The sequence below is a fragment of the Streptomyces sp. H27-H5 genome (assembly GCF_026627505.1).
GTDB lineage: Bacteria > Actinomycetota > Actinomycetes > Streptomycetales > Streptomycetaceae > Streptomyces.
This window is the reverse complement of record NZ_JAPNLK010000020.1, coordinates 65,668-86,074: the sequence shown is the minus strand read 5'-3', so window position 1 is coordinate 86,074 and position 20,407 is coordinate 65,668. Positions and strand designations below refer to the sequence as shown.

Sequence of the window (20,407 nt, the reverse complement as noted above, 5' to 3'; positions counted from 1 at the left end):
CGGCTCGCTTCAGGTCGGGTCGGGTGCGATCCCGCCGCCAGGACGGTACGGCGGGATCGTTCCCGGAGCCGGTTCGACCGCGCGTCGCTCAGATGGTCACGCAGATGCCGTCCTCGATGCTGCGCCCGTCGCGTTCGAGGCCGCCGCACACGAGGCTCGCACCGTCCTGCTCGTAGCCGACCTCCCACCGCCGGGAGGCGGCGTTCACCCGGCCGCTGTGGAAGTTGCCCCAGTAGGCGCGCAGGGTGCCGGACACCCCGTCCTTGGTCTGCACGGTGATGTCCTGCACGAACCGGTTGTGGTGGGCGGTGTGGACACAGATGTAGGTGCCGCACTGCGTATCGACCCGTCGGGCGGCGGCGTCGGAAGGTGCGGCGGTCAGGAACGCGAGGGCGGCGGTCGCGGCGAACGTGCCGGCGATGCGGCGCAGGGTGGTGTTCACGAGGGCCTTCTCATGGTCGGAAACAGGGGAAAGCACGGGCACTCGGGGATGTCGCCCCGGGTGCTCGCGGGAAGGTGATCACCCATGGGTCTAGTCCCCCGGTGCCCGCGCACGACACGGCGCCACACCCGAACTCACCTGATCGAGTGGCGGAGTTCACTGCCGAAACGGCACTGCGCGGGCGGAACGCAACGCGGACATCGCGCGAACGGGGACCGGGGGCGGGTCGGTGGCCGGGGCGGGTCAGCGGTCCGGGCAGCTCTTCCAGGAGAAGTGGTAGACGCTGTTGATGGTGCCGTCCGTGGAGTCGACCGCCATGTAGCTCGTCTTCGAGGTGTCGGTCCCGGCGGTGGTGCGCAGCTCGGTGTTGATGTTGAAGTTGCGCTGCGCGCCACAGGGCGCGAAGACGAGCGCCTCGATGTCCGTGGTGTCCGTCACCTGCCAGTTGTTGTTCAGCCTCCCGTGGAACGTGTGGGTGCGGGAGGCGGTCTGGCTCATGCCCTGGAAGTAGTAGCTGGCCTTCTGGGTGCCGGTGGCCCCCTGCTCCAGGTTGCCGTAGCCGCGGTAGTCCACCTTGGACACCGCGTAGGTGAAGCCCTGCGGTACGTGCACGGTCAGGGCGAGCTGACAGTTCTTGCGGCCTTCCGTGACGGGGACTCCCCCGCCGGCCTGGGCCAGGTATTCGCTGTAGGCGACGGTGAACGCCGAGTTGTCCGAGGCCACGTCGACGGTCGCGGTACCGGGCTTGCAGCCCGACCCGTTGACCGAGGCGACGTCCACGGTGACGCGGTCGGTCGGCGCGGCGGGGGTGGCCCCGGCGCCCGGGGCGAGCGTGACGAGGGTTCCGGTCACGAGGGCTGCGGTGAGTGTGGTGCGCAGTGACTTGATCACGCTGCCATGGATAGCGCTCCGGACGACCGGGGGCCCGGAAGGGCACGCGGCCTCACCCGGTTGCACGGCGCGGCGCCCCGCAGAATCGTTAAACCGTGAGATATCGGCCACTCGATTGGTGCAGTGGCCCCTCCACGCGGCCCCCGCCCCCGGGAAACCCCGGGTGCCCCGCCCTCGGACGGTCGCCTCCGGATCCGAAACACCCGTGCGTCCGCCACGTCCCCCGCCTAGGCTGACGCGATGACCACCCGAACCTTCCGCATCACCGTCCGCGGCTCCTTCGTCCGGCTCACCGACGAGCAGCGCGCGACGCTGCTGGCCGCCGCCCCGGAGCACGACCTGCTGCGCGCGGGCTTCACCCCCGAGGGGCACCTCACGTACGAGATCACGGCGCGGGACTCCTACACGTTCCGCTTCCTGGAGTCGGGCGAGACCGAGGAGGACATCCATGACGCGACCGCACGCGCCGAGCTGGCCGCCGAGGCCTGGCTGTCCGAGCGCGGGTACGCCTTCAAGCACTTCAGGACCCACGCCCAGGACATGACCCTGGCCCCCTTGAGCAAGCGCCAGCGCCAGGCGGCCGCCGGTACGGGCACCGACTGACGGGCGGGAGCGCCCCACCGGAATGCGCGTCCGGCCGCGAGCGGGTGGCGGTCTCCGGACCCCGGCCACCGCCCCGCCCGGGGAGCGGTGGCCGGGGTCCGGTCGTCGGGCCACCATGGAGGGGACCTGCTGCTTCCGTACGGGGGGCTCGGCCGGGGAGTGACCAGTGGCGCACACCGACGGACACACGGACGTACTGGTCGCGGGCGCGGGCCCGGTGGGTCTGACCGCGGCCGCGGAGCTGCGGCGGCGCGGGGTGGGGTGTCGTCTCGTGGACCGGCTCCCGGCGAGGCTGCCGTACGCGAAGGCGGTCGGCATCCAGCCCCGCACCCTGGAACTCTGGGACCGGGCGGGCCTCGTCCGCGCCGTGCTGGAGGCGGCCGTCCCGATGCGCGGGCAGCTCACGTACGTCAACGGCGTCGAGCAGCCCCGCCTCGACCTGAAGCTGCCGCCGGAGGTGCCGTACGGGTTCGCCGCCCTCCCGCAGAACGAGACCGAGCGGATCCTCGAGGAGTTCCTCGACCGGTTCGGGACCGGCATCGAGCGGAGCAAGGAGCTGGTGTCGTTCACCCAGGACGCCGACGGGGTGACCAGTCGACTGGTGGACGTCGTGACCGGCGCCGAGGAAGAGGTCCGCTCCCGGTTCCTGGTGGGCTGCGACGGCGCGCACAGCGCCGTCCGCAAGGGGCTCGGGCTCGACTTCGCGGGGGGCGCGTTCCCCGAGGAGTACATGCTGGCCGACATCGAGGTCGACTGGGACCTGCCGTACGGCTACGGGGTGCGGGCCATGCACCGCGACGACGGGGGCGTCGTGGACGACGTCCTGGTGTGCATCCCGCTCCCCGGGGTCCGCCGCTACCGCGTGTCGATGTCGGTCCCCGACGAGCTGTCGTCCGCGGCGGAGCGGACCGGGGATGGGATCGCGCACGGGCTGGACGGCGGCCGGGCCCCTGAACTCTCCCACATCCAGGCGGTGTTGGACCGCATGTCGCCGCGGCCGACCGTGGCCTCGACCATGCGCTGGTCGTCGGTGTTCCGCATCAGCCACCGGATCGTCGACCGGTACCGCGAGGGGCGGGTCTTCGTCGCCGGAGACGCCGCGCACATTCATCCGCCGACCGGCGCGCAGGGCATGAACACCGGCATCCAGGACGCGTGGAACCTGGCGTGGAAGCTCGCCCTGGCCGTCGGGGGCGCCGCCCCTCCGCTGCTGTTGGACAGTTTCGACGCGGAGCGGCGCCCGATCGGCGAGGAGGTCGTCGGCCGGACGGTGCGGCACGCCGCCGAGGGTGTGCAGGCCGATCCCGGTGACCCGGCGACGGTGATGATGCGCGAGGCCCAACTGCTCGTCGGCTACCGCGGCAGCCCGATCGTGGGACGAGCGGAGGACGACGGGACGGACGGCCCGCAGCCCGGTGACCGGGCTCCGGACTGCGGCGGCCTCACCACGCCCATCGCCGCCCACCCGTTGCGTCTGTACGACCTGCTGAGGGATCGGGACCACGTGTGCGTGCTGTACCTGACGGGCCCGGACACCGACGCGATGACCGAACTCGCCACCCTCGCCGGGAACTTCCCGGCGGGTGGGGCGGATGTCTGTGCCGTGGTCGCGGACGGCGTCCCGGCCGACGGCGCCCCCGTGCCGGTCTACCGCGACGACCGGGGCGAGTTCGCCCGGCTCTACGGGGCACGCGGGTCGACGCTGTTCGTGGTGCGGCCGGACGGCTACCTGGGGGCCCGCATCGCCCTGCCGGCCGGGAAGGCGCTGGTCAGCCACCTTCAGGGGGTCCTTGGGACCTGAGGGTGGGCCCGTGTGGGAGGACCGCCCGACGTCCTGCACAATCAGGGCTCCGGTACGAACCTTCGGGGGGAAACAGCACATGCACGGGGTGGGGAAGAACAACGGGGTCGGTCGCGCGACGGCCGTCGTGATGGGGGCGGCCCTGCTGTTCGGGAGCGCCGCGTGCGGTGGATCCGGCGAGACGGACGAGAACGGGACGGACCGGAAGGCGAAGGCCGCCGCCTCGGGCGCCACCCCGCGGGCGACCGGCGACACGCGGCCCGCGGCGGGCGCCGCCACCGCGACCGCGGCGAGCGGCACCCCGACCCCGGCCGGTACCTCCGGACCGGAAGCGGAGCGCCTGGGCCGCCTGGTGCTGGCGTCGGGAGAGAAGGCCGGTCCGTACGAGAGCGGCCCGGCACTGCTCGACGAGCCCTTCGACGAGATCTATGACGCCGCTCCGGCGGTCTGCCAACCCCTCACGGGCCTGGGCCGGGCGGGCCACACGGCGCAGGCCTACGCGCCGGTCAGCGTCCCGGACGAGGTGTTCGGGGTCGACACCGACGTGCTGTTGCGCTCGTACAAGGACGCGGGCGCGGCCGGTTCGGTCATGAAGTCGCTGGCCGTCGCGGGCAAGCGGTGCGCGGCCGGCTACACGGAGGAGCGCACCCTGGTCGACGCGAAGGTGCTCCGGGTGGAGCCGGTGCCGGCGCCGAAGCTGGGAGACGAGGCGCTGGCCTACCGGATCGTGGTGCAGGACGTGAAGGACAAGGGCGCCTCGCTGTACACGTATCTGACGCTGGTGCGGTCCGACGCGGTCACCCTGTCCTTCCGTTCCGACATGCTCGGCGTGGACGACTTCGGCGGGGTGCCCGGGGAGATCGTCACCGCCCAGTGGGAGAAGTTCTCCCGGGGCGCGGCCACGCGGTAACGCCCGACCTGCGGGGCGGGGTCCCCCGGGCTCTTGTCACCGACGGCTGGAAGGATCGGGGCATGACCGCGCACCACGCAACACCCGCACAGCCCTGGGGCGACCCGACCACCGGCCCCGTACCCGAGGGGCTCGTCGCGGCGAAGTCCCTCGTCTACGACCCTTGCGGGTACGACTGCCCGGCGCCCGTCGCCGAGGAGGAGAGCGCGGACTACGGGGCGTACGCGCTGTCCGTGAACGGTCGTCCGGTCAGGTTCCGGGTCGCCAGGACGACACCGACCAAGGTGGGCCAGTTCGTCACGGTGTGGCAGCGGTCCCCGGAGGGCCCGATCCGGCCGTTCGACACGGGCGACGGCGTCGAGCTGTTCGTCATCGACTGCCGGGACGGGGCGGACCACGGGCAGTTCGTCTTCCCGTCCGCCGTGCTCTGCGCGCGGGACGTCGTGTCCCGGGACGTCGTCGGCGGGAAGCGGGGCTTTCGCGTCTATCCGCCGTGGGCGTCGCCGACCGCTCGACAGGCCGAACGCACCCGGTCCTGGCAGCTGGAGCACTTCCTCGCGCTGCCCGGGGACGGGTCGGTGGACCTCGAACGGGCGCGGGCGCTCTACCGCGCCTGAACGAGGACGGCGACCTTGTCGGGGGCCGGGAGGCCGGTGCCCGGGGTGCCTCTTCCACCCGGGCGCACCGGTCGCTTCGGCCGGCGGTCGCTCCGGTCGACACGGGGGGCCGACGGCGGGACGATGGAGGCATCTCGTGAGATCACCCGGGTCGGCGCCGGTGAGGTGCAGGCCGTGCGAGGGTGCGGGTCGGGGCCAGGATCCCGCTCGAAGGGTTCCGCTCGGCGGGCCCGCCTCTCCGGGCTCGGCGACATTCGGCTGCCGGGCTGCCCGTGATCTCCTCGACGAGAGGAGAAACGATGAATCGGCGTATGCGAATGGCCGTGGTCGCCCCGGTGGGGGTGTCCTTGCTGGCGTTGGGGTCGGCGGCGCTGGTGGCCGCCCCGGCGCAGGCGGCGGTGCCTTCCGCCACCTGTACCGTGACGGCCAACACCGTCGATGACAAGCGGGTGGACGTCAAGGGAAACGGGTTCAAACCGGCCGTCGACGTCCTCGTGTTGTCCAAGAGCGGCAACCAGCAGGTTCGAACCAGCGCGGACGGCACGTTCAAGCTGGTCGGCCAGAAGGCCGGCAGCTCGTTCTCCGTGAAGGAAGGCAACAAGGGCAGGACCCAGTGCGGCACCGTCAAGCAGGCCGAACAGAAGGACACCCAGGACCAGTTCCGCAAGGGCTTCAGGCAGGGCTTCGAGGACACGAAGGAACTGTGCAAGAAGCCGAACGCGAACAAGAACCTCCAGGCTGTCGACCCGAACTTCGAGAAGGGCTTCAACGCGGGCGTGACGGCCGCGCTGAATTCGAAGTTCTGCAAGTAGCGGCGACACTCCGCACCTAGTGGAGCCCGGGGCATCAGCGCCCCCGCGCCGTGCCCGGCGATCCGGGACCGCGGTCCCGACGGCCGGACACCCATCCCTCCTGCGACGCCTCCTCGGCACCGCCCCGTACGACCGGAATTCGCCGGGAGCGCCCTCGCGCTCCCGGCGGTACGGGTTAGCCTGCTGCCCGGCGAGGCAACCGCCCGCGGTCACGCATGAGGGAGCGTACGTGCCCGAACAGCATCGCGTTCCCGTCAACCGACCGACCCTGGAGGTCGTGGCCGCGCGAGCGGGGGTGTCCAGAGCCACCGCGTCACGCGTCGTCAACGGCGGGGACGGCGTCCGCTCACACCTGGTGGACCGGGTCCGCAAGGCCGTCCTGGAACTGGGCTACGTCCCCAACCCGGCGGCACGCACCCTGGTCACCCGCCGGACCGGAGCGGTGGCCGTGATCATCGCCGAACCCGAGGTCCGGATCTTCTCCGACCCCTTCTTCTCCCGCCAGGTGCGCGGGATCAGCAAGGAACTCACCGAGCAGGACCAGCAGTTGGTCCTGCTCCTGGTCGAGGACCGCGGGGACTACGACCGGATCGAGCGGTACCTGGCCGGCGGGCACGTCGACGGCGCCCTGGCCTTCTCCCTGCACACCGACGACCCGCTCCCCGAGATCACCCGACGCATCGGCATGCCCACGGTCTACGGTGGCCGGCCGGGCTGGACGGCCGGATCCGGGGACCTCGGCGTGGTGTACGTCGACGCCGACAACCGCGGGGGCGCGCGGGAGGCCGTACGCCACCTGCTCACCCAGGGTCGGCGCCACATCGCGCACATCGCGGGCCCCCTCGACCAGACTTCGGCGGCCGACCGGCTCGACGGCTATCGGGACGTACTGCGCGACGCCGATCCCGCGCTGACCGCCGAGGGGGACTTCACCTCGGCGGGCGGGGCCCGTGCGATGCGCCAGCTGTTGGACCGCCGACCGGCGCTCGACGCGGTGTTCGCGGCGAACGACCTGATGGCCACGGGGGCGCTCGCCGTGCTGCGCGAGCACGGCCGGTCGGTCCCCGGCGACGTGGCGCTCGTGGGCTTCGACGACACCGAACTGGTGGCGGAGGCGGCCGATCCGCCGCTGACCACGGTGCGCCAGGACGTGGAGGGGATGGGGCGGCTGATGGCCCGTCTGTTGCTGGACACCCTGCACCGGGCCGAGACGGCTCCCCGACCACCACGCCCGGTGATCACCCCGACGGTCCTCGTGCGCCGCGCCTCTGCCTGAGACGTCGGAAGGCCGTCAACGGAGCACCGGCGGAGCCGTACTTGGTCACCGGGCCGGGGTCGAAGGGTGCTCCGGTTTCCAAGGGGTCGAGGGGGTGGCGTACCCGGCCTGGGCCCGGCCCGAGGCGGCCGACAGCGTCAGGGTGCCGGGGGCGGCCGGATCGCGCAGGGCCCCGTCCACCTCGCAGCGGCCCGCGCCCGCCTCGCAGTCGACCCGGAAGCGGGTGGCGGTCGGGAAGGTGAGGTCCAGCCGGCCGGAGCCGGCGCGGGCGGTCACCTGCCCCGGCGGGGTCAGGAAGGCGGCCGCGGCGCGGCCGGAGCCCACCCGGAGCTCGGCCTGGGGGGAGGTGAGGGCGGTGGCCTCCAGCTGCCCGGATCCGACGCGGGCGCGCACCGGGCCGCGCAGCCCGGTGAGGTGGAGGGCGCCGGAGTCGACGTCCGCGTCCACGGCGCCGCCCAGGCCGCGGATGTCCACCCGGCCGGAGCCCGCGGTCACCTTGATCGGGATGTCGGCGGGTATGGTCACGAACAGCCGCACGGAGCAGCGGAGACCGGGAAGGCCCGAGTCGCCGGCGCCGCCGGGACAGTGCGGGGTGAGCCGCAGGGTGTCCCCGAGCCGGCTCTCCTCGATGGTGGGCCTTCGGAACGACCAGCCGAGGTCCGCCCGGTAGGAGACCTGCCGGTCCGCGCGTGGGGTGACGGTGACGTCGGAACCGCCCGCCACGATCTCCAGAGCGGTCACCGGTCGGCCGTCGTCGCCCCCGGCGACGCTCCCCTGCCGGGTGTTTCCGTACGTCCACGCCTGCCAGGCGACGGGAATCACCACGAGCACGGCGCCGAGCCACGCGGCGGCGAGCCATGCCGTGCGCCGGCCCGCCCGCTGCGGGGCCGTCCCCCTCTCGGCGGTCCCGGTCGCGGCGGTGCCGGTCACGACGCGCCGTCCAGGAAGCGCAGGACGGCGAGGACCCGGCGGTGGGCGCCGTCGGCCGGCGGCAGGTCGAGCTTGGCGAAGATGTTGTTGATGTGTTTGGCCACCGCGCTCTCGCTCACCACGAGTTCGGCGGCGATCCCGGCGTTGGACTTCCCCTCCGCCATCAGGGCCAGTACGTCCCGTTCGCGGGGGGTGAGTCGCTCCAGCGGGTCCTTGCCGCCGCCGCGGCGGAGCAGGAGTTGGGCGACGACCTGCGGGTCGAGTGCCGTGCCGCCCGCCGCGACCCGGCGCAGTGCGGCGACGAACTCCTCGACGTCGGCGACGCGTTGTTTGAGGAGGTAGCCGAGGCCCGCACCGCCCTGGGTGGTCAGCAGTTCGGCCGCGTAGCGTTCCTCGACGTACTGGGAGAGGAGCAGCACGGCCGTGTCGGGGTGTCGGCGGCGGATCACGAGGGCGGCCCGGACGCCTTCGTCGGTGAAGTCGGGCGGCATCCGCACGTCGACCAGGGCGAGGTCCGGCTTGTGTTCCTCGACCGCCGCGAGCAGGGCCTCGCCGTCGTCGACCTCGGCCGCGACCTCGAATCCGGCCATGTCGAGGAGTTTGACGAGTCCTATGCGAAGGAGAACGGAGTCCTCGGCGATCACAGCACGCACGGCAGCTCCACGGTGACGACGGTCGGGCCCCCGAGAGGGCTTTCGATCATGATGGTTCCCTCGACGGACCCTATGCGTTTGCGCAGTCCGGTCAGGCCGGTCCCGCCCGCCGGGTCGGCGCCGCCCACACCGTCGTCGGTGACGACGACGCGCAGCAGGTCCCCCCGTCGCCCCGGGATCCGGCCGATCCGCACGGAACAGCGGCTGGCGCGGGCGTGCTTGGCGACATTGGCGAGCGCCTCCGACACCACGAAGTAGGCGACGGCCTCGATGGTCGAGCCGGGGCGCACGGCGATGTCCACCGACAGTTCGACGGGGAGCGGGGCTCGGGCCGCGATCCCGGAGAGCGCGGCGTCGAGCCCGCGGTCCTCCAGGACGGCCGGGTGCAGGCCCCGTACCAGGTTGTTGAGTTCCTCGATGGCTTCCTTCGCCTCGCGGTGCGCCTCGTCGATGACGGCCCTGACCTCGGGCGGCAGGTCGGTCAGGGTGGCGCGGGCGATGCCGAGGTTCATGGCGAGGGACACCAGGCGCTGTTGGGCTCCGTCGTGCAGGTCCCTTTCGATGCGCCGACGTTCGAGGTCGGCGGCGTCCAGGACGCCCGCCCGGCTCTCGGCCAGGTCCTCGACCCGGCGCAGCAACTCCCCCGCGCGGCTGGGCCCGAGCAGGGCGGCGCCCGCGAGCGTGTCCAGTCGGGTGAGGAGCGCCGCCCACCACGGGGCGGCGAGCAGCAGCAGGGCGCCCGCGACCGTGAGGGTGTCGTACGAACGCGTCACGCCCTGCCCGAACTCCGGGTCGTCGGTGGGCAGCATCCAGGACCAGGCGTACACGGAGGCGCCGGCGAGGCCGCCGATCCAGAGGAGGACCAGCACGGCTCCCCCGAGGGCCGCGGCCGGGCTGACCAGCAGGTGGTAGCCGTACTGGCGCCAGGTCGACTCGGCGGTCAGTCGTTCGGCGAGGCCGCGCACCGTGCGCCAGGGGTGTGCGCGGGCGACCTCCGGCACGTCGCGGTCCAACAGCGCCCGGAAGCGGCTGCGTTGGAGCCGGGTGAGGAGGGGACCGCAGGCGAGGGCGAGGAGGAGCGGGACGGGACTGCGGGGCCACACCCACAGGAAGACCACGCCGAGCAGGACGGGCAGGGCGGGTGGGATCGCGGCCGCGCAGAAGGCGGTGTTGCCCCGGGCCCACGCCGACCACGGGGTGTGCGCGGCGATCCAGGTGTACGTACGCCTCAACGCACCGCGAAATGCCATGCGTCGTACGTTAATCGCACGTCAGGGGATGTTCGACCACCCTGGTGCCCGCCCCGGGGTGTACCTGGCACCACCCCCGGTTCGGACGGTGGAGCTACTGATCTTCCGCGCCCCGGGCACGAGAGTCGTGGAGTGCCCGGCGGACGGACCGTCGGGTCGGAAGGAGTTCCGCACCCATGGCCCTCGTCTCCCCGCAGCGCGTCGCGCACCGGTCCCCGACCCGACGGGCGGCGGCCGGTCGGCTCCGCCGGTCCGACGTCCGCGTCCCGCGCCTCTCGACGGTGCTCTCGGGCGCCGGGCTGGCGCTGGTCCCGTGGATGGTGGTGCTGGCGAAGACGGTGCCGCACATGACCGAGGTGTCGTACTGGTCCACCGCGTGGATCGGTCTGGACGCGATGCTGGTGGCCGGCCTGGCCGGTACGGGTGCGCTGCTGCGCAGGGGCGACCCCCGGGTGTCGGCGGTGGCGGGGGCGACGGCGGCCCTGTTGGTGATGGACGCGTGGTTCGACGTCACCACCTCGGCCGGCACGAGCGGCCAGGGGATGGCACTGGCGCTCGCCGCGGTGGCGGAACTGCCGCTGGCCGCGGTCTGCGCGGTCGTGGCGGTTCGGCGGCCGGCGTGAGTGGGGACGTGCGCGGGGGCGTCGCGCGCGGGAACGTGTCGGCGTCGCGCGTGGGGACGTGCGTGGGCGTCGCGCGTGGGGACGTGCGTGGGCGTCGCGCGTGGGCGTCACGCAGGGGGTGTGGGTGCACACACCTGCGGCGCCCCTCGGGAGGGGCGCCGGAAACGGTGGGGCGGCGCGTGCGGCGCCGCCGGTCGGGCTATTCGACGACGAGCTCGACGGGGATGTTGCCGCGGGTGGCCTTGGAGTAGGGGCAGACCTGGTGGGCCTGCTCGACCAGCTGGGCGCCGGTGGCGCCGGCGAGGGACTCGGGGAGTTCGACGCGCAGGGTGACGGCGAGTGCGAAGCCGCCGTCGGTGTCCTTGCCGATGGAGGTCTCCGCGGTCACGGACACCTCACTGGTGTCGACCTTGGCCTGGCGGCCGACGAGGCCGAGCGCGCTGGCGAAGCAGGCGGCATAGCCGGCGGCGAAGAGCTGCTCGGGGTTGGTGCCCTGGCCGTTGCCACCGAGCGCCGGGGGCATGGCCAGCGCGAGGTCGATCTGGCCGTCGGAGCTGACGGCGCGGCCCTCGCGGCCGTTGGCGGTGGCGACAGCGGTGTACAGCGCGTCCATCGGGGGTCCTCTCGGAGGGGTGGATCGGTGCGGCCGTTGTCCGACCGCTCCATCAATAAAGCACACACTTGAGTTGTGTGCAAATTGATTGTGCACAACTGAATCGCTGACAAGGGTTCCCGGGTACACTGGCCGACATGACCGAGCAGCAGCCTGAGAGCCTCACCGAGCCGGACTTCCTCCGCCTGGACGGGCAGATCTGCTTCGCGCTCAACGCCGCGAGCCGCGCGTTCGGCGGCCTGTACCGGGTCGTCCTGAAGGACCTGGGCCTGACCTACCCGCAGTACCTGGTGATGCTCGTCCTCTGGGAGCACGGCACGACGCCCGTCAAGCAGCTCGGGGAACACCTGCGGCTCGACTCCGGCACCCTGTCGCCGCTGCTCAAGCGGCTGGAGGCGGCCGGCCTGATCCAACGCGAGCGGAGCACCGAGGACGAGCGCTCCGTACACGCGGTACTCACCGACGAGGGCGCCGCGCTGCGCGCCCGGGCGGTGGCGGTACCCCGCCGGATCGCCGCCGCCACCGGCTTCGAGCTCGGCGAGATCCGCGACCTCCAGGCGCGACTGAGCCGACTGACCGAGGCCCTCGACACCGCGGCCGCGCACGGCGCGATCGCCGACGGCGCGGACCCGGGGGCGGGGGGCACCATGGACACCGCGAATGGCGGAGCCGGCGGAGGCACGGACGCCCCGGGCGCGTGAGCACCCGGGGCGGCGGTTCGGGTCCGGCCGTCCGGCCGGGCCCCTTCGATCAGGCGTCCTTCTCCAGCGTGGGGCGCAGGCGCTCCAGCAGGGCGTAGAGCGTCGCGCTCTCCGCCTGGTCCAGCGCGTCCAGCGCTCCGTGCGTGGCCTGCATCTCCTCGCGCACGCGGCGGATGGTCTCGCGACCCGCGTCGGTCGCCACCACGTGCTTCACCCGGCGGTCCGCCGGGGACGGCTCGCGTCGCACCAGCTCCCGCGCCTCCAGCCGGTCCACGATGCCGGTGACGTTGGACGCGTCGCAGGCGAGCAGGGTGGCCAGCCCGCGCATCGGCACCGGACCCTCCAGCTGGGCCAGGACCTTGGCCTGCGTGGACGTGAGTCCGTGCCGGGCGGCGGCGGTGGCGAAGTCGCGCCATTGGGCGGTGCCGATGGCAGCCAACAGTTCCAGCAGTTGCAGTTTGGTGGGGCCCTGCGAGGTGGCCGCGGCGGTGGCGCTCATGACGAGAGCGTACGCCGAGAAGCTTCATATTATCAACCTTTTACTTGACCATCTTAACTATTGCTGTCTACCTTCATCCACGTACTTGAGGACATCAAACATCTGCGATCTGAAGCACTAAGAAGGTCCCGCCCACCATGAGCACCGCCGCATCCACCCCCGCCGCCGGGCCCCGGAACGAGACGGTCATCGTCTTCGCCCTCAGCCTCGCCGCCATGGTCGTGTCGATGATGCAGACCCTGCCCGTTCCGATCCTGGGTCTGATCCGCACCGACCTCGGCACCTCGACCGCCAACGTCAGCTGGGTCACCACCGCGACCCTGCTGTCCGCCGCCGTCTTCACCCCGCTGCTCGGCCGCTTCGGCGACCAGCACGGCAAGAAGCCCACGCTGGTGGCCGTCCTCGGCGTCATGGTCGCGGGATCCGTCATCGCCGCGCTCGCGACGTCGCTTCCGCTGCTGATCCTCGGCCGGGTCCTCCAGGGCGCGGCCACCGCGATCTTCCCGCTGGCCCTGTCCGTCCTGCGCGAAGAGGTCCGGCCCCAGAAACTGCCGGGTGCCATGGCCCTGGTCAGCGGCACGCTCGCGTTCGGCAGCGGCCTCGCGCTCGTCGCCACCGGCCTGCTCACCTCCGGCTCCGACGCCGACTACCGCAACGCCTTCTGGATGGCGACCGGCTTCGCGACCCTGGCCCTGCTGGCCGTCGTCTTCCTGGTCCCGGCCACCCGCCACAAGACCGGAGGCCGTACGGACTTCCTCGGCGCGCTGACCCTGGGCATCGCCCTCCTGCTGCTCCTGCTGCCCATCTCGCAGGGCCACGAGTGGGGTTGGGCCTCCGCCCGGACGCTGGGGAGCTTCGCCGGCGCCGCCGTCATGACGGCCGTGTGGGTCCTGGTGGAGCGCAAGGTGCGCGAACCCCTGGTGGACATGCGGATGTTCGTCCACCGCCCCGTCCTGATGGCCAACCTGGCCGGCATCCTCGTGGGCTTCGGCATGTTCGCGAACTTCCTGGGCGTCTCCTATCTGGTCCAGATGCCGAAGGCCCTGACCGGGTACGGCTTCGACGCGTCCATCCTGCGCGCCTCCGTCCAGTTCCTGCTCCCCGGCGCGATCGTCTCGCTGCTGGCCTCCCCCGTCGGCGGACAACTGGTGCGCCATCGCGGGCCCCGCGTCGCCCTGGGTCTGGCCGCCGTGTTGGGCGCCGTCGGCTTCGGCTGGCTGGCGCTGGACCACGCCCACACCTTCTCGGTGATCGGCGCCGGTCTCGTCGTCGGCGCGGCCGTCAGCTTCGGGTACGCGGCCATGCCGGCCGTGATCATGTCCAGCGTTCCGCACCACCAGAGCGGCATCGCCAACGGCATCAACTCGATCTCCCGCTCCACCGGCAGTGCGATCGGCAGCGCCATCGTCACCACCATCCTGGCCTCGAAGACCATCGAGCACCTTCCGGCCGGCGTTCCCGCACTGCCCGCCGAGTCCGGTTTCACCCTCACCTTCGGGATCGGGGCCGTCGCCTTCGCCCTGGTCGCGCTGATCAGTTGGCTCGGCCTGCGGTCGGGCCACGGCCCCCGGGTGGAGGAGCCGGTCGCGTCGAACGAGGCACCCCTGCTGAAGGCGGTGGAGACGGCCGACGCCGTCTGACCCCCCGCCCGCTCCACCCCCACCGCCTCCGGTCCTTCGCGACCGGGGGCGGTTCTTCGTGTCCCGGGGGCGCCGCGGCCGTCCTCCCGGACCGGCATCCGGCTCGCCACAACATCGAATTCAGGCCAACTGTCTCGAATATCCAGGAGGGTCCGCTCACCCACCGGTCCTGACCGCCGCGTTGTCAGTGGGCCTCGCTAGTCTCCCGACATACCGCAGCTCACAGGGCGTTGGCGCCGTCTTTCGGGCTGCGCGGAATCCGACGGGACATGCAGAGGGGCAGGCACGGCTGATGGCTTGGCTGGCGGCGGGTGAGGGCTACGAGATCGCCCTCGTGGAGGGGCGGGTCGTGGCCCGGGGATCGACGAAACGGCAGTTGAAGACTCTGCCCAAGGCGCTGCGGGAGCACCCCGAGGTGGACCGGCTGCGCCGGCTCTCGGAATGGCTCGATCGACACGTGGTCGCGTGTGTCGCCCAGGTGGACGCCTGGATGGTGTCCTCGCTGCCGGTGCCGACCACGCTGCTGGCCCGGGTCTGGCCCGACGAGGCCTGGCAGGGCGCCCTGCGCGACCTGGCGATCGTCGCCGACGACGGCCCCGACGAGGTGGGCTTCCTGCGCGACGCCACCGAGACGGGCGAGTTGAAGGTGGTCAACCTCGACGGCGAGACCGTGCGACTCTCCCCGCGCACGGTGACCCTGCCGCACCCGGTGCTGCTGCCCGACCTGGACGACGTACGGGACTTCGCCGCCGAACTCGGCATCACCCAGCAGGTCGAGCAGATCCACCGCGCGACCTGGCAGAAGCCGGCGGGGCTCGCCGCCAACGCGACCGAGGTACGGGACTACGCGGGCGGGGTGTTCCCCTCCCGCTTCAGTCTCGCGGCACGGGCCACCGGTCTCGGCTACCGGGTCTCCGGCGGCTACGCCACCTGCAAGGTGCGCGACGCCGGCGGGGCCGTGGAGGCGGCCGTCTGGATCGGCGAACCGTACTGGGAGGACGAGTCGAGCACCGGCGGGCTGAACTGGCACGACGCCGAGGGTCGCGCCGTGCGGCTCGACGAGGTCGGACCGGTGGCCTGGTCCGAGGGGATGCGGATGGCCGCGGCGCTGTACGCCGGGCGCAAGATCGAGGAGGGCGGGAACGCGTGAACACCGAGACCACCGACACCGGCGGGGCCCGGGCGCTGCTCGACGCGGGCGCCGTGCTGCCCGCCGACACCACCGGGGCGGGCGACTCCGCCGTCGAACTGACCGCGCGGGCCTACCGCCACCCGGCCCTCGGCGACGACCGGGTCGTGATCCGGCTCGCCGCGGCCGAACTGGGCGCCGCGGAGGACCTCGCCGCCGGTTTCCTGGGCCTCGAACCCGACGGCGAACCGGCCGTGGTGGGCCTCGGCCGGCGTCAGGCCCTCGGCTTCCCCGAGTGGGTGCTGGTGCACCACCCCGAGGACGGGCACCACGCGCTGGCCGTCGTACCGGAACTGGACCGGGCCGCCCGCCAGGCGAAGACGAAGCCGAAGGCCGCCCTCGACGCCTGCCTGGAGCTGGCCGGCCGGCTCGCGGCCTCCGTTCCGCACTTCCTGCCGGTCTTCCACGAGCAGGCCGCACGGATCTTCCTGGCCGTCGAGAACACCACGTACGCCGCGCAGTTGTTCGGCAAGGCCCGCGCGAGCGAGGCCGAGTTCGGCCTGCTCGTGGACGAGGACCGGCTGGACGCCGTCTTCCTCGAATTCGCCCTCGCCGGCGCCCTGCCGGTGAAGGTGCTGACCGGGTACGGCAAGGCGCTGGCGCTGCGGGTCTCCCCCACCGAGGCCTTCGACCGGTTCCGCCGGCTGTGCGTGCGCCGCACCGCGGGCGGGCTGCCGCCGTCCGCGCAGGTCGCCGTGGAGCTGCGCCGACTGGCCCGCGCCGCCGGTCTCACCGGCACCGAACCCGAGCAGGACTACCTCGCCGAGCTGTTGCCGCTGCCCGCCACCCTGCGGGCCGCCGCCGGCTGGTGGAAGGCCCACCGCCCGGCGTTGCTCGCGCTCGCCCGGCGCGTGCCCTCCGTACGGGGCACCCTGCTCGGACTGACCCCGCCCAGCGGCGGCGACGCGGGCGCCATGGCCGCGATGTGGCTGGAGCTGCTGGTCGACTCGGGCGCCACCGCCGGACTGTCCGCGGCCGACGCTCCGGACGAGGAGCGCTGCTCCGACGGCGCGGCCGGCTGGCTGGAGCGCTTCCAGACCGCCCGGTACAGCGGGTGGGGCACTCCGCCCGCACTGGCGAACCTGCTCGAACTCGTCGAGCGGTCCGCGGACCGGCTGCGCGCGGAACTCGCCGCGCCGGAGCGCGAGACGGGGCTGCGCCTCGGCTTCGAGGACGTGGACCTCCTCGATCTGGTGCTGTCCCTGGACCTGCCGCTGGCCGACCCGGACCCCGAGAACAACCGGACGCTGGGGCTCCAGGCCTGGGGTGACCACACCGCCCGGCGGGAACTGCGCGCGCTGTGCGCCGACGAGCGTTTCCGCCCGGTGATGTTCCGTTCCCTGAACGAGCTGGGAAGCCGCGCGACCGGACGGGGGGCCGTCCGCGCCCTTGCCCTGTCCCCCGGGAGCAGCGCGCTGCTCGCCGACTGGGTCCGCGAGGTGGCCGCCTCCTCCACGGCGGCCGCGCTGCCGGCGCTGCCCGCGGCGATCCGCTGGCTGACCTGGCTGCCGGCCGAGGCGCTGGCCTTGGCCCCCGAGGACATCGCGAGGGCGGCGGCGCTCGACGTGGGCGGGATCCTCGCGCGGACGCTGCGCGGCGGACTGTTCGAGGAACTGACCTGGCCCGCCTGGGAGACGGCGGTGTCCGAACTGCGGCCGAGCGCCAAGGCGCGCGGGGGCCGGCGCGACCGCGGGCTCGTCGTCATGGACGCCTGGCCCCGCCTGATCGTGGCCAACTCCACGCAGGTCCGCGTCGTCGACGCCGACTCGACGGTGCTCACCCACGACCTGCGGGTCCCGCGCGGCGACCACTACCGCCTCGGCTTCCACCACGTGGACGGCGACCTGCTGGTGTTCTGGGTCTCGTACGGCGGCGCCGTGGAGGGCTACTGGTTGAGCGCCCCGAACGACGTCCTCACCCTCGACCACCCGGGGTCCTACTGGTCGATCCGCAACGAGCAGGTCACCCTGCCGCTGCCCGGTGGCGGCCGGTTCACCGGCCACGGCGTCCTGCACGCGGGCGACACCGAGCTCCCGACCGAACGCCCGGTCCTGTCCGACGGGACCTCGTACTGGGTGTGGGACTCGGGAAGCGAGCCCGACGCGGCGGGATGGCACGAGTACGACCCCGCGAGCGGCGCCCTGGGACGGCGTTCGCAGCCCGCCTTCCTCGCCGACGCGCTGCGCGGGCACCCGGAGGGCAGCAGCCTGCCGCAGCACGCGGGCGCCAACTGGCTGCGGCCGACGCCCACCGTGGAGGGCTCGGTGTTCGGCGCCCCCGTGGACGGCCTGCTCGGCTGGCGTGTCGTACACGTCCCCGATCGGGGCTGGCACGGCTCGGACACCGCCGGTCGCTCGGTGACCGCGGCCGGCGACCGCATGCCCCAGGGGGCGCTCAGCCTGCCCGGTGACGACCGACTGCGCGTGCTGTCCAGCGAATGGCGCACGCTGACGCTCAGCGACCACGACGGGGTCGTCACCTCCCAGGTCAGCTCCGACCACGACAACCCGGCCTACTCCACGGCCACCGTGGACCTCCCGCCGCTCCCCTACTGGTACTGCCTGCGGGCCCGGGACACCGAGGGATCGGCCGCGCTGCGGACCGCCGACGCGGAGACCTGCGGTGCGCTGTTGAAGGCGGCCGGCGCCGTCGCCGACCGGGACGAACTGCCCACCTTGGTAAGCGCGGCCCTGCCCCGGATCACCTCGCCCGAGCTGATCGGGGGCGTGGTCGACAAGCTCCGGGACGCCCTGCGGCAGCGGGCGGCGCTCGACAAGGTGGCCGCCGCCCTGAACCCGACCACGGCGCGCGAGCCCGCGCCGCAGGTCGTACGGGGCCCGTCCGACAAGCTGGTGGCCGAGGCGCTGGAGGGGCTCGTCGCCGGCGGGCACCGGCGGTACGGCGGGGACTCCGACGCCGCGTACCGGTTCCTGCGGGAGCTGGCCTCCGTCTCCGCCGACACGGACGCGCGGGAGGTGCCCGGACGGCTGCACTTCGACGTGCCGGGGCTCGCGCGGACGACGCTGCCCTGGACGGAACTGTTCCTCGACGGGGCCGCCGCCGTCGCCTACCGCGCGGTGGTCACCGGCGCGGACGACGCACAGCGTGCGGCGCTGTGCGCGATGCTCGAAGAGGTGGTCGCGCTGGGCCTGGACTCCACCGAGGCGTCCGCCGGCCGGTGGCTGCGCGTCGTGGTCCACCTCGGCCGCAACCACACGACGCAGCCCGACGGCCGCGAGCGCGGGAAGTGGCACGCGAGCGTGCTGCCGTGCGGTGGCGGGGCCCTGCTCGCCATCACCGGCGAGCACGGCGACTCCACGGACGAGGGCCGCGAGTTCACGGCGCTGCTGCACGACCCCAGCGGTCGACTCGCGGTGCCGCAGCCGTACACCGCGCGCGGGAAGGCCCCGCTCGGGGACCGGGGGCGCGGGGCCGGTTGGCTCGCCGCGTTCCTCGCCGCGGCGGCCGAGCACGGCGCGGCGCCGTGGTTCACGGAGGCCGCCGAGGAGTTCGCCCGCCTGACCGGGGTCTCCGGGCCCGCGGCCCGGCTGGTGCTCGCCGGTCTCCCCGACATCGACACCTGGGACCGGAACTTCCTGCCGGCCGAACTCCGGGCGGCCATCGGGGTCAAGGCCGCGGACTCGGCGTACGCCCGCGACGACCTGCGCAACCTCGACGTCGAGGTCCGGCGGGAGCTGGTGGCCGCGCTGCTGCCCGCCGAGCCGGCGCGGCTGTGGAGCGAGGGCCCGGACGTGGCGGCCGCCGCCGAGGTGTGGAACCGGCGCGTGGGCCGACGCACGCCCGTACCGGACTGGCTGCTCGTGGAGGCGACCCGCGCCGTCGGCGCCGGGTCGAGCCACGCCCACCGGTGGTCGGTGCACAAGGCGCTGCCCGCGCTCCTCGATCCGACGGTGGCACCGGAGCTGAACACCGATGTGGCGTGGGAGGTGCGGGAGAACCAGATCGCGCCCCGCGAGCCCGCGGCGGCCCCGTTCACCTCCGCGGTGCTGACCCGGGCGATCGCCCTCTCGGGGTGGCTGGCGCACCGGCTGCCGGCGGGCGACCCGGTACGGGCCGTGCTGCCACCCGCGCTGACGGCGTTGCGACAGCGGCTGTCCGCGCCCGAGTTGCTGCTCGGGATCGACGCCTACCACAACCCCGCCGAGTTCCGTAAGGCGGCGGGCACGCCGACCGAGACGGGCGAGGGGTACGAGCGCTACGGCGCGGTCGTGCTGCCCGGCACGGGCACGCACTGGTCGTACCCGGCCCTGCGGCCGGCGCTACTGGACTCCACCGGTTCCGACCCGTACCTGCCGGCGCTGCGCGGCACCGAGCAGCAGCCGTTCGCCGTGGAGACGGCGCTGCGGCTCGCGCAGGACCCGGGCTTCGCGCGGCTCCTCGCCGATCCGGGGGCGCCCGCCGCGGGTTCGGTGGACAAGGACGGGACCTGGTGGCCGCAGGACGCGGGCCGTTCGGCGCCGGACCTGGTGGCGGAGGCGAGCGCCATGTACGGCCTGGGTGCGGACGCCGCCGTCCTCTACCTCGCGCTGCTCGCCATGCCGGACCCCACCGACCGCAACACGGCACGCTGGACGGGCTGGAAGCCGGCCCGGTTGACGGCGGCCCGCGCGGAGCTGGGCGCCACCGACCTGGTGGTGACGGCGAGCCGCAGCCGCGCCGGACGCTCCCTGTTCCTGCCGGGCGGGTGGGCGGACATCCCCTCGCCGACGCTGCCGGTGGAGCTGTGGAAGCTGCCGATGTACGCGACGGCGTCGGGACGGAACCCGGTCCTGGGCGTGCTGGTGCCCACCGAACCGGCCGCGGACCTGTACCGGCGCGCGTGGGAGCGGGTCCGCGAGGGCGACACTCCGCGCTTCGAGGAACTGAAGGTGAAGCGCACGACGCGACGCCGGCGGTGACGCCCTCCTGAACCGGTCCGGGCCGGGGCCCTTCGCCC

The 20,407-nt window shown here is 73.4% G+C and carries 18 protein-coding genes; 11 read left to right on the top strand and 7 right to left on the bottom strand.

The window, feature by feature from the left end; all coding sequences use genetic code 11:
* Positions 1 to 88 precede the first annotated feature (88 nt).
* Positions 89 to 442 carry a hypothetical protein gene (locus tag OTB19_RS12965; protein ID WP_267798268.1) on the bottom strand — a complete coding sequence of 118 codons (354 nt, stop codon included), beginning with the start codon at positions 440 to 442 and terminating at the stop codon, positions 89 to 91.
* A 243-nt stretch (positions 443 to 685) separates the two neighbouring features.
* Complete coding sequence (locus OTB19_RS12960; protein WP_267798267.1) at positions 686 to 1,333, bottom strand: DUF4360 domain-containing protein; 648 nt, start codon at positions 1,331 to 1,333, stop codon at positions 686 to 688.
* Positions 1,334 to 1,573: 240 nt separating this feature from the next.
* Between OTB19_RS12960 and OTB19_RS12955 the strand changes: the two genes are divergently transcribed.
* From OTB19_RS12955 to OTB19_RS12930, 6 genes are all read left to right on the top strand, one after another.
* Positions 1,574 to 1,936: a DUF6204 family protein gene (locus tag OTB19_RS12955; protein ID WP_267798266.1), complete on the top strand. Its 363-nt coding sequence runs from the start codon at positions 1,574 to 1,576 to the stop codon at positions 1,934 to 1,936.
* 166 nt (positions 1,937 to 2,102) lie between these two features.
* The gene (locus tag OTB19_RS12950; RefSeq protein WP_267798265.1) at positions 2,103 to 3,737 is read left to right on the top strand and encodes an FAD-dependent monooxygenase; all 1,635 of its coding nucleotides are present in this window, start codon (positions 2,103 to 2,105) and stop codon (positions 3,735 to 3,737) included.
* Positions 3,738 to 3,816: 79 nt separating this feature from the next.
* Positions 3,817 to 4,647 carry a hypothetical protein gene (locus OTB19_RS12945; protein WP_267798264.1) on the top strand — a complete coding sequence of 277 codons (831 nt, stop codon included), beginning with the start codon at positions 3,817 to 3,819 and terminating at the stop codon, positions 4,645 to 4,647.
* A gap of 62 nt (positions 4,648 to 4,709) precedes the next feature.
* Positions 4,710 to 5,264, top strand: coding sequence for a MepB family protein (locus OTB19_RS12940; RefSeq protein WP_267798263.1), 555 nt, complete (start codon positions 4,710 to 4,712; stop codon positions 5,262 to 5,264).
* Positions 5,265 to 5,563: 299 nt separating this feature from the next.
* The gene (locus OTB19_RS12935) at positions 5,564 to 6,076 is read left to right on the top strand and encodes a hypothetical protein (RefSeq protein ID WP_267798262.1); all 513 of its coding nucleotides are present in this window, start codon (positions 5,564 to 5,566) and stop codon (positions 6,074 to 6,076) included.
* A 229-nt stretch (positions 6,077 to 6,305) separates the two neighbouring features.
* Positions 6,306 to 7,352, top strand: a complete 1,047-nt coding sequence (locus tag OTB19_RS12930) for a LacI family DNA-binding transcriptional regulator (protein WP_267798261.1) — start codon at positions 6,306 to 6,308, stop codon at positions 7,350 to 7,352.
* Between the two features lie 45 nt (positions 7,353 to 7,397).
* On the opposite strand, the gene OTB19_RS12925 is transcribed toward OTB19_RS12930, so the two are convergent.
* From OTB19_RS12925 to OTB19_RS12915, 3 genes are read right to left on the bottom strand one after another with little or no spacing between them, the layout of a single operon-like run.
* On the bottom strand, positions 7,398 to 8,282 hold the full coding sequence (locus OTB19_RS12925) for a hypothetical protein (RefSeq protein WP_267798260.1): 885 nt from the start codon (positions 8,280 to 8,282) through the stop codon (positions 7,398 to 7,400).
* Entirely contained in the window at positions 8,279 to 8,935 is a 657-nt protein-coding gene (locus OTB19_RS12920) for a response regulator (protein WP_267798259.1), read from the bottom strand. The genes OTB19_RS12925 and OTB19_RS12920 overlap by 4 nt, the downstream gene beginning before the upstream one ends.
* On the bottom strand, positions 8,923 to 10,185 hold the full coding sequence (locus OTB19_RS12915) for a sensor histidine kinase (protein WP_267798258.1): 1,263 nt from the start codon (positions 10,183 to 10,185) through the stop codon (positions 8,923 to 8,925). The genes OTB19_RS12920 and OTB19_RS12915 overlap by 13 nt, the downstream gene beginning before the upstream one ends.
* A gap of 176 nt (positions 10,186 to 10,361) precedes the next feature.
* Here OTB19_RS12915 and OTB19_RS12910 point away from each other — a divergent pair, with 176 nt between their 5' ends.
* Entirely contained in the window at positions 10,362 to 10,808 is a 447-nt protein-coding gene (locus OTB19_RS12910; RefSeq protein WP_267798257.1) for a hypothetical protein, read from the top strand.
* 199 nt (positions 10,809 to 11,007) lie between these two features.
* Here OTB19_RS12910 and OTB19_RS12905 read toward each other — a convergent pair whose 3' ends face one another.
* Positions 11,008 to 11,421, bottom strand: coding sequence for an organic hydroperoxide resistance protein (locus OTB19_RS12905; RefSeq protein ID WP_267798256.1), 414 nt, complete (start codon positions 11,419 to 11,421; stop codon positions 11,008 to 11,010).
* A gap of 137 nt (positions 11,422 to 11,558) precedes the next feature.
* Between OTB19_RS12905 and OTB19_RS12900 the strand changes: the two genes are divergently transcribed.
* Positions 11,559 to 12,122, top strand: coding sequence for a MarR family winged helix-turn-helix transcriptional regulator (locus tag OTB19_RS12900; RefSeq protein ID WP_267798255.1), 564 nt, complete (start codon positions 11,559 to 11,561; stop codon positions 12,120 to 12,122).
* A gap of 49 nt (positions 12,123 to 12,171) precedes the next feature.
* Here the strand turns inward: OTB19_RS12900 and OTB19_RS12895 are convergent, their stop codons facing one another.
* A complete protein-coding gene (locus tag OTB19_RS12895) occupies positions 12,172 to 12,621 on the bottom strand; it encodes a MarR family winged helix-turn-helix transcriptional regulator (RefSeq protein ID WP_267798254.1) in 450 nt (149 codons plus the stop codon).
* Between the two features lie 137 nt (positions 12,622 to 12,758).
* Here OTB19_RS12895 and OTB19_RS12890 point away from each other — a divergent pair, with 137 nt between their 5' ends.
* The 3 genes from OTB19_RS12890 (at position 12,759) to OTB19_RS12880 (ending at position 20,369) form a co-directional block, all read left to right on the top strand.
* A complete protein-coding gene (locus OTB19_RS12890; protein ID WP_267798253.1) occupies positions 12,759 to 14,261 on the top strand; it encodes an MFS transporter in 1,503 nt (500 codons plus the stop codon).
* 292 nt (positions 14,262 to 14,553) lie between these two features.
* On the top strand, positions 14,554 to 15,411 hold the full coding sequence (locus OTB19_RS12885; protein ID WP_267798251.1) for a DUF4132 domain-containing protein: 858 nt from the start codon (positions 14,554 to 14,556) through the stop codon (positions 15,409 to 15,411).
* The gene (locus OTB19_RS12880) at positions 15,408 to 20,369 is read left to right on the top strand and encodes a DNA-binding protein (protein ID WP_267798250.1); all 4,962 of its coding nucleotides are present in this window, start codon (positions 15,408 to 15,410) and stop codon (positions 20,367 to 20,369) included. The genes OTB19_RS12885 and OTB19_RS12880 overlap by 4 nt, the downstream gene beginning before the upstream one ends.
* The last annotated feature ends 38 nt before the right edge of the window (positions 20,370 to 20,407 follow it).

Excerpts from the sequence above, each read along its gene's own strand:
- OTB19_RS12945 (WP_267798264.1), top strand. The coding sequence starts at position 3,817 with ATGCACGGGGTGGGGAAGAACAACGGGGTCGGTCGCGCGACGGCCGTC.
- OTB19_RS12900 (WP_267798255.1), top strand. The coding sequence starts at position 11,559 with ATGACCGAGCAGCAGCCTGAGAGCCTCACCGAGCCGGACTTCCTCCGC.
- OTB19_RS12905 (WP_267798256.1), bottom strand. The coding sequence starts at position 11,421 with ATGGACGCGCTGTACACCGCTGTCGCCACCGCCAACGGCCGCGAGGGC.
- OTB19_RS12890 (WP_267798253.1), top strand. The coding sequence starts at position 12,759 with ATGAGCACCGCCGCATCCACCCCCGCCGCCGGGCCCCGGAACGAGACG.
- OTB19_RS12895 (WP_267798254.1), bottom strand. The coding sequence starts at position 12,621 with ATGAGCGCCACCGCCGCGGCCACCTCGCAGGGCCCCACCAAACTGCAA.
- OTB19_RS12885 (WP_267798251.1), top strand. The coding sequence starts at position 14,554 with ATGGCTTGGCTGGCGGCGGGTGAGGGCTACGAGATCGCCCTCGTGGAG.
- OTB19_RS12940 (WP_267798263.1), top strand. The coding sequence starts at position 4,710 with ATGACCGCGCACCACGCAACACCCGCACAGCCCTGGGGCGACCCGACC.
- OTB19_RS12935 (WP_267798262.1), top strand. The coding sequence starts at position 5,564 with ATGAATCGGCGTATGCGAATGGCCGTGGTCGCCCCGGTGGGGGTGTCC.
- OTB19_RS12910 (WP_267798257.1), top strand. The coding sequence starts at position 10,362 with ATGGCCCTCGTCTCCCCGCAGCGCGTCGCGCACCGGTCCCCGACCCGA.
- OTB19_RS12915 (WP_267798258.1), bottom strand. The coding sequence starts at position 10,185 with ATGGCATTTCGCGGTGCGTTGAGGCGTACGTACACCTGGATCGCCGCG.
- OTB19_RS12955 (WP_267798266.1), top strand. The coding sequence starts at position 1,574 with ATGACCACCCGAACCTTCCGCATCACCGTCCGCGGCTCCTTCGTCCGG.